5 protein-coding genes and 1 pseudogene are annotated in these 5,044 nt (G+C 59.1%); 2 read left to right on the plus strand and 4 right to left on the minus strand.

Going from position 1 to position 5,044, the window contains the following annotated elements:
• Together AB4Z11_RS28540 and AB4Z11_RS28545 are read left to right on the plus strand one after the other, a co-directional pair.
• Nucleotides 1-142: pseudogene (locus AB4Z11_RS28540) on the plus strand (IS30 family transposase); the annotation flags it as partial.
• Nucleotides 143-233: 91 nt separating this feature from the next.
• The gene (locus AB4Z11_RS28545; protein ID WP_442029203.1) at nucleotides 234-1,454 is read left to right on the plus strand and encodes a glycosyltransferase; all 1,221 of its coding nucleotides are present in this window, start codon (nucleotides 234-236) and stop codon (nucleotides 1,452-1,454) included.
• 69 nt (nucleotides 1,455-1,523) lie between these two features.
• On the opposite strand, the gene AB4Z11_RS28550 is transcribed toward AB4Z11_RS28545, so the two are convergent.
• The 4 genes from AB4Z11_RS28550 to AB4Z11_RS28565 all read right to left on the minus strand — a co-directional run bounded on the left by AB4Z11_RS28550 (nucleotide 1,524) and on the right by AB4Z11_RS28565 (nucleotide 4,793).
• On the minus strand, nucleotides 1,524-1,850 hold the full coding sequence (locus AB4Z11_RS28550; RefSeq protein WP_442029199.1) for an EthD family reductase: 327 nt from the start codon (nucleotides 1,848-1,850) through the stop codon (nucleotides 1,524-1,526).
• A 91-nt stretch (nucleotides 1,851-1,941) separates the two neighbouring features.
• Nucleotides 1,942-2,181, minus strand: coding sequence for a hypothetical protein (locus tag AB4Z11_RS28555; RefSeq protein ID WP_442029200.1), 240 nt, complete (start codon nucleotides 2,179-2,181; stop codon nucleotides 1,942-1,944).
• Nucleotides 2,182-2,535: 354 nt separating this feature from the next.
• Complete coding sequence (locus tag AB4Z11_RS28560; RefSeq protein WP_442029201.1) at nucleotides 2,536-3,516, minus strand: hypothetical protein; 981 nt, start codon at nucleotides 3,514-3,516, stop codon at nucleotides 2,536-2,538.
• Nucleotides 3,517-3,575: 59 nt separating this feature from the next.
• Nucleotides 3,576-4,793 (minus strand): hypothetical protein, encoded by a 1,218-nt coding sequence (locus AB4Z11_RS28565; protein ID WP_442029202.1) that lies wholly within the window; start codon nucleotides 4,791-4,793, stop codon nucleotides 3,576-3,578.
• Between the last annotated feature and the right edge of the window lie 251 nt (nucleotides 4,794-5,044).

Below are 5,044 nucleotides of genomic sequence, written 5' to 3' on the forward strand. Positions count from 1 at the left end.
GCCAAAGGGACTGGATTTATCAAGTTATTCGCAAGGTCAGCTCGACGCCATCGCAAATCGGCTGAATGAACGACCTAGAAAAACGTTAGACTATGAAACGCCGGCTCAACGGTTTTATCAATGTGTTGCGTCGACCGGCTGAATCCGCAGGCGGAAGTTGCCATACACTTGGCGTAACACAGGGCCGGGAGCGGATTGTGAGCGACTTCATCGACTTCGCTCGACACTTGATCATGACTAATTTTCTTCTTGCGCCATTAATCGCCTGGTTGTCTCTTCTGATCTGGGTTGTTTTGCTGGTGGCTCGCGGCGGCTTCTGGCGCGTGCGGCCAGCGCGAGCGCTTGCTGAGAGCACCATCAAGGCCATCGGCGACGACGAATTCAACCCTCGCGGTGCGTGGCCCGCGCTGGTGGCGGTCGTGCCGGCGCGCAATGAAGCCGATGTCATCGGCCGTGCGGTCGGTTCTTTGCTCAAGCAAGACTATCCGGGTGCTTTCCACGTCATCGTCATCGATGACGATAGCACGGACGGTACGGCGGCCGTTGCCGCGGCCACGGCACGTGACCTCGATCTTCAGGACCGCCTGACCGTGTTGACCGCAAAGCCGCTGCCACCAGGCTGGACAGGCAAGGTTTGGGCGCAGTCGCAGGGCATCGACGCGGTCGCAAAGCTCGACCTTCCCGCCGAGTTTCTGCTGTTGACAGACGCCGACATCCATCATCCGGCCGATGCCACCACTCAGCTCGTTGCGCGTGCCATTCTCGAAGACCGCGATCTCGTTTCACTGATGGTGCGCTTGCGCTGCGACTCGCTGTGGGAGAAGGCGCTGATTCCTGCGTTTGTCTTCTTCTTTGCAAAGCTCTATCCGTTCGCGTGGGTAAGCGACGTCAAGAAGACGACTTCGGGCGCGGCGGGCGGCTGCATGCTCGTGCGACGTTCGGCGCTGGTGGAAGCAGGCGGTATCGAATCGATCCGGCACGAGCTCATCGACGATTGCAGCCTCGCGGAACGTATCAAGCATCGTCGCGGTAAAGGCAAAGCGCGGCCCATTCGTCTGGATTTGGCGGAATCGAGCGAGTCGCTACGTCCGTACGATTCGTGGCGTGACATCTGGAACATGATCGCGCGCACGGCGTTTACACAGTTACGCTATTCGCCCCTCCTGCTGGCCGGCACGATAGCCGGCATGTTCCTGATTTATCTCGTTCCGCCACTATTCGCCCTGGCGATGGGGACGCGTGCCTGGCCTGCCTGGGCGGCGTGGATTCTCATGTGTATCGCGTATGCCCCAATGCTGCGTTATTACCGCAGGTCGATACTGTGGGCGCCGGCGTTGCCGTTGATTGCCTTGTTTTACGTGAGTGCGACGATTGGATCGGCGGTGCGCTACTGGACCGGCAAGGGCGGGCAGTGGAAGATGCGCGTGCAAGCGCCCAGCCAAAGCGATTCCTGAAGCCTTTTCTTTAGCTAACGCGGGTGCGCCATACGCGGATGGCGGCGCCTGGCGATAAGCGAACCTTGGTCAGACTTCCGAACGCTCGACCACCACCTCACTGATTTGCAGCACGGGTTGAATATCCGTGTAGTTTGCTATGTCGCCCCTGATCTCCTGCGCGTGAGGGGCGCGGGCCGCCTGGTAGGCTTCGACGGAAGTGCAGAAAAAGTCGCACTTGGCCACGTAAACAGGGCCAGTGCCGGGAGCACCGTCAGCGATGCCCTTGTCCACCGAGTAGTACAGACATGCATCGCCGAGCCGCTGTTTTAGCATTGGCATATGCTTCTCGCGATAGTAAGCATGATCGAATCGCGCGCCTGCGGCGTACGGATACATGACACTGACTTTGATCATCGGTTTTCTCCTGTTGGCGCAATGCAGTCGAGGCGCCCTGGTTGGGGAGCTATCGCGTCATCACTGGATGTCGGCCGACTATTCTATGCCATCACGGGAAGGTCAAGTCCAGACCGAGCACGCTGCTAAGCTCGAAGGTGACCAGGCCCAGGCACAGGAGTGACAGCGCGAAGACGACAGCCACCTGGCCGCCTGCGCGTAGCACCGCGCGCCGCTCCATTTCCTTCTGTTTCTTCCCTTGATCGTAATGCCACTTGATGGCGAAGAACATACCCGTGCTGAGCACGAGAACCTTGAATGTAACGAAGACTATCGGAATCCAATCCATCATTTTTAAGTATTTTCAGGCTATTACTTGACGCTATCTATCGTGAGGACCACGACTTCAATTCGCCGCTTCAGCAGTTGCGATGCATACTACTTGAAAGCAATTTCCATACATTGAGACATAATGTCCCAGTTGAAAACCATGCAAGATGAGGATTTGCCAGGGGACCTATCCCTTATTGCTGACGTCCATGAGATGTCATCGCGCTGGTCGAAGCATGCAAGTACATGAACCAGGCGAGGAGAGGAAGCTCAAGCGCCAGTGCGTACTGGGTACGTGAGACGCCTACTCCGAAGGGGAACCAGATGCCGGGAAAGCCAAGCACCGAGAGTTCTCCCGGGAACAAGGCCACACCCATTACGGCCATGGTGAGAAGCGCCGGCAATCGCTGGCGGCCGTGTCGTGCAACGYCGATGCATGACAGACAGTACAGCGCGAGCAGAACGACCCGCGCGCCCGTCTGAAGCGGGGGGAGTCCAAAGCCGGGCAGGGCGGCCAGGCCAGCCAGCGCTCCAAGTGCGCAAGTGGCAATGTCCAATCGGCGCTTGCGGACGCCCGCCAGGCGATAGGACGCGAGCAGCCACAGCACGGCTGCCAACGGATTGAAGATGACGTAGCGGACGCTGCGATTGCCGACACGGCTCCTGCCGCCAGCAGCAGAAATGGGCCGTTGCGAGCAAAGCGCCGTAGCGCAAGCGCAAAGAGCGCAAGTATCAACAGAGCCAACGGCTCCAGCAGATCGACGACATAGCCCCAGAAAGTCTTCCACCATTGCATTTGATAGCGCGCCTCCGCGGCAATGGGTTCCGCGAGAATGGGCGCCACATGAATCCCGCCGGCTTCGGCGTCGCCAGCCGACTCGCGCGGGAGATAGACATGAATAGCTAAAACGCCTTCGCCTGCTGGAGCGGTTTCGCCAAGGGGAATCAGCTTTGGCCGGACGCCGAAAATGCGCGGACGCTCGCTAGTGAAGTCGCCGATGCCATCAAGCCGGCGGCCATTCCAGTAGACTTCATACGCGCTGTCGACCAGGGTTGGTCCGACGAGAACAGGAACAGAGCCCGTAGGCACACTCCAACGGACATGCAGCCGGTACCACGCGTGGCCCCACTGTCCAGGGTGGCCGCGTGACGTCCAGCCCGGAACGTAGCCGGGAAGGCCGACATCGCCGTCGTGCGCGTCAGGCGCCGGTGTCAGGTCCACGCGTTCCCAGTCACGATCGTCAAACGCGGGCAAGGCCCAGCGCGCATCGTGCCCCAGCCGGAAGGCCCAGGGTCCGTTCAATGGCATTTCCGCGCGCGCCAGCGCGATTTCATTGGCTGCGTGTGCGAGGTGCATCAGACTGCATGCAAGCGCAAAGGCGAGGAGGGCGCGCGCAGCACTATGCAGCCGACGGATCATTGTCCTTCTAGCTGCTGCTTGCGCGCCACGAGTGCGCCAGGTGAACCGAGCAGGAAGACATTGTTGTTCAAGGTGTCGTCGCCCCTGCGGTGCTCATAGGACGTGAGCGAGGGCAGAAGATCATGCACGAGCGATTGCTGGCTTGGGATGGTCCTGTCGGACTTTAGCTTGCCGAGGATGAAGGTCTGCACTTGCTCGGATTGGCTGGCCATTTGTTCCAGCGTTGCCTTGACCAGTTTGCCGTGCCGGTAGTTCAGCGAAACGTTGCTGCCCGCATTGTCTTCGATCTTGTGATATTCGTAGTTCTGCGTTTGCAGCGTTCCATCGAATGACGGCGCGCTGGTTTTGCCGAGGGCCGTGTGATACTGGGCGCTCAAATGTGATTGCTGGGTTTGGCCAACGGTACGGTCATCCTGGCTTGGACCATCGACACTGGTCAGCTGCGAAACATCATAAGAGAAACTGTCTTTCTGCTGCGGCTTGAGCGGATTGGGGTATTTCGGAGTCTGGCTGACGGACGCGCTGAAATCGGACAGGCCAGTCAGCGCGGCATGATCGTCGGCGTTCAGTTGCCAGCTGGATGGCGCAGTGTAAGAGCTGGGGCGGTCTTCAGTGGTGGCCGTCCGGTTCATATCGGAGAAGGCATCCTTGAACATGGTCATCAGCTTCATGTCGCCGTGCCCGCGCGAGGCTGCCTGGTCGAATTGGGCCAGATAATTGTTGATGGCTTTTGTCTGCTGCTGCCTGGTGCCTACGTTCTGCAAAGAGTTCGTGTCCACGTTGACTTCAGCCTGACCATCCGGGCCGCCGATGCTCACTTTCCGCTGCGTGCCGTCGATGTGGAAATCCAGCGTCTGCGATGCGGGCTGCGAGCCAGAGAGCGCGACTTCGGAGTGGAAGTCGATGGACTGCACAAACTTGCTATCGAACTGAGTCAGTCCGCTGAGCCGCACTTGCGGGTCCGCACCCGCCATGCCATCGATCGCGGACTGGAAGCCCGCCGCCAGATTGGACAGGGCTTTGCGTTCATCATCATTCAGATCAGCGCTGGAGCTGACCTGATAAATCATTTCGTCGTCCACATTGGCCAGCGTAAGCTCGACCTTGGTCCCGCTGCGCGTAGTAATATTCAGCGTGAACTTGTTGTCAACTGACTCCGGCAATTTGGCATGATCGGCCGGAATAGCTGAACCGGCGCCAAGCTGCTTGAGCATGGCGGCGCCGGCGTCTTTGTATCGCTCGCTGATCGAAAGGGGCGCTGAGGCGGCAGCGATTGCTTCGGGGCTCAGTTTGACGACGGTTGACGGCGGCAATGAGGCCGCGGCATCAAGCTGAGCGACGATTGGATTGACATTACGGCCGGACGGAACACGTGCCGCCGGTTGCCAATTGGAGAGGCTGGATATGGAGCTCATTCTCGCTTAACGGCTGTTTTCTCGCGAAACTTGAATTACTGTCTATAAAT

Origin of the sequence: Pseudoduganella sp. RAF53_2 (assembly GCF_052113985.1) — a bacterium.
Taxonomy (GTDB): Bacteria; Pseudomonadota; Gammaproteobacteria; order Burkholderiales; family Burkholderiaceae_D; genus Rugamonas.

Bases quoted from the DNA above. Each gene is read 5' to 3' on its own strand.
- AB4Z11_RS28545 (WP_442029203.1), top strand. From the start codon at position 234: ATGACTAATTTTCTTCTTGCGCCATTAATCGCCTGGTTGTCTCTTCTG.
- AB4Z11_RS28555 (WP_442029200.1), bottom strand. From the start codon at position 2,181: ATGATGGATTGGATTCCGATAGTCTTCGTTACATTCAAGGTTCTCGTG.
- AB4Z11_RS28550 (WP_442029199.1), bottom strand. From the start codon at position 1,850: ATGATCAAAGTCAGTGTCATGTATCCGTACGCCGCAGGCGCGCGATTC.
- AB4Z11_RS28565 (WP_442029202.1), bottom strand. From the start codon at position 4,793: ATGCTCAAGCAGCTTGGCGCCGGTTCAGCTATTCCGGCCGATCATGCC.